This is a genomic window from uncultured Campylobacter sp. (assembly GCF_938031315.1).
In the GTDB taxonomy this organism is placed as follows: Bacteria; Campylobacterota; Campylobacteria; order Campylobacterales; family Campylobacteraceae; genus Campylobacter_B.
Window position 1 is genome coordinate 1 of the sequence record NZ_CALHHT010000277.1, and the last position, 2,735, is coordinate 2,735.

Here is a 2,735-nt window from a genome sequence, read left to right on the forward strand (position 1 = left end):
GGGCTTTTCATAGACGTTTATCTTGGCATATTTAAAATCATAATAGGCCATAATTGCTTTAAGTACGACAATATCCCCGAAAAACACCATAAACCAAACAAAAAGCCAAAGCAGTTTGCGTTTGCCTTTAGGGGCGATTAGGGCGACAAAAAAGCTTATGGTAAAAAAAGCGGGTATTATGAAAAGAAATACTATACTGCGCATATCTAACCTTTATAAAAATACATATGCAAATTTGTAAAGCCCAAAAAGCTTCTTTAGTAGCAATATTTTATTGCTCTATATCTTAGCTCGTCATTAAATTTCATATAAATTCATCTGCTTGAATTTATATGGAATTTTAAAAACTAGCTTGAGCATCTTAAAATTATTTTCGGTTTTTAAGTCTTTTTGGCTCTTCAAACTTCTGTTTTAATCAAGCTCTTTATAAACGGAATCTCGATGCATTTTATACGAAAGGGGATTAAAATTTTATAAAACAGCGGATGAAATTTTGGTTTTGCCGTCGCGACAAACGGGCGGTTTGATCCGCGATTTTCAGGAGCAAAAAGAGCGCTTTAAAAGCCCGCGAGGCGGAGCGAAATTTAGGCGTAACGGCGGCGTTTTGCTTTGCAATTTGAGTTAAAATTTGATATGATTGTGCGAAATTTATATTGAACGGCTTTTGAAAATGAATAAATTTATAACCCAAAAAATAGGCGCGCTCGCGGGCTTTGGCGATGAAATTTTAAAAATTTTAGCATCGTTTGACGCGGATGTTTCAGGTGCCAAGCTCGCTTTGCAAATTTCAAAAAACGCCCCCCTGGCGGATAAAATTTTAGATTTAGCCTTTTGCGGTTTGTCTAAATTTAGCGCCGAAGGGCTCGCGAGGCAAAATTTTGCTACCGCAGATGAGCGGTGCGATCTCCAAGGCACGGAGCCCATAGGATGCGGCTTGCAAGACGTCGCGAGCGAGCAAAAAGGCACAGACTTAGCAGGGCAGGGCGATAGTCTTAAATTTAATCATTCAAATGACGCAAGCGGCGCAAATTACAGCGACGAGAATTTTAAATTTAACCCCTTGCAAGCAGCAAGCGATACGCAGCGGCAAAATCAGCATGTCGCCGCGAGAGCTGATTGTGTGCTAGGCCCAAGCATTTCCGCGCAAGCCGAACGAGTGCATGGACGAGAGCTGATACAGGAGCAGGGGCAAGAATGGGGAAGGGCACAAGAGCAGGGGCGAGAGCAGCCGCCAAAACAAGAGCAAGGCGACACAGCGCTAAAGATGCTAAATTTACAGCGAGCGTTCGAGCTTTACGGGCGCGAGCAGATGCGGGCGTTTTTTCTATTCGCCGTATTTGACGCTATGCTAAAGCCCGATTTGCAGGCGTATCGCATCGACCGCGAAAAGCTCACGCAGGTCTCGCTGCTGCGAAATCTGCTTATGTTTTCGTGGATCAAATCCTACCCGCAGATCGAGCAAAACATCCTTTCAAGCGTGATTTTAGTGGAGTTCGGGCGGGTTTTTATCGACGAGCAGGTGTGTGCGGCGGGCAAGGCGGAGGAATTTTACCACGCCATCAAAGGCTCGATCTTTCCGCAGGATTTTACCGATGTGGAGATGAAATTTACCGGCACGAACCGCGAGAGCGTCTCGCATGCGCTATTTGCGCATTTCGGGCTAGAGCAGATCGCGCAGGACGCGCTGTATTCAAACGCCCCCGACGACGCGCCTTTTGAGAACAAATCCCGCTACGCGATGCTAAAGATCGCCAAAACCGCGGTCAATATCTACCACCACTTCGACGAACTTAGCATCGACAACGCTTTAAATTTACTAGTCGAGTTCGGCTTCGAGCAAGAGGCGTTTTTAGAGGCGAAAGGCGAAATTTCGATATGAAAGAGTTTCTGCGCGCCTTTAACTCGGGCGTATTTGAAAAGGATCTTAGCGGCGAGCAAAAGGAACTCGTGCGCAACCTCCTAAATATCGGTGCTATCAGCGCGCACAAGGGTAAGCTCTATCTAAACGACGGCTATGTTTTCGGCAGGCTCGACATCGCGCGCGACGGCACGGGCTATCTGCAAAGCTTCGACGACCGCTTCAAAGCTGATCTCATCATCGAAAACAGATATTTAAGCGGCGTGCATCTGGGCGATCTGATCCTAGTAAAAATTTTAAGCTCAAGAAAGTCCCGTCTGCACGCGAAGGTGCTGATGTGCGTTAAGCCCGCGTTTTTAACGAGCGTGGTTTATACCAAAAGCTTCGGGCGCGAAATTTTAGGCGTAAACGTCAAAACCGGCCTCGCAAATCCGCTCAAAGCCACGCAAAAATCGCTAAAGCAGCTGCCGTCAGGCACCCTTTTAAAGATCGATAATTTAACGAACGAAATTACCGAGGTGATCGGAAACTTAGCCGATCCCTTCGTCGATGAGAAAATTTCTTTAGCGATCTACGATAAAAACGACGAATTTAACGAAGCGTGCAAGCAGCAAGCCGCAAGCTTCGGCAGCGAAGTGGACGAGGCGCTGTATCCGCAGCGCGTGGATTTGCAGCATCTTGCGTTTTGCACCATCGATCCCATCGACGCCAAGGACTTCGACGACGCGATCTATTTTGACGTAAAAGAGCGCACGCTTTACGTCGCTATCGCCGACGTGAGCGAATACGTGAGCGAATACTCGCCGATCGATAAGGAGGCGAAATTTCGCGGCTTTTCGATCTACTTCCCGCACCGCTCCGTGCCGATGCTACCGCG

The 2,735-nt window shown here is 47.0% G+C and carries 2 protein-coding genes; both read left to right on the forward strand.

Annotated elements, in window-relative coordinates:
- The first annotated feature begins 670 nt into the window (after positions 1-670).
- Positions 671-1,879: a hypothetical protein gene (locus Q0236_RS06865; protein WP_297916326.1), complete on the forward strand. Its 1,209-nt coding sequence runs from the start codon at positions 671-673 to the stop codon at positions 1,877-1,879.
- The coding region (locus Q0236_RS06870; RefSeq protein WP_297916328.1) for an RNB domain-containing ribonuclease at positions 1,876-2,735 on the forward strand (860 nt) is incomplete at its 3' end. The genes Q0236_RS06865 and Q0236_RS06870, both read left to right, overlap by 4 nt.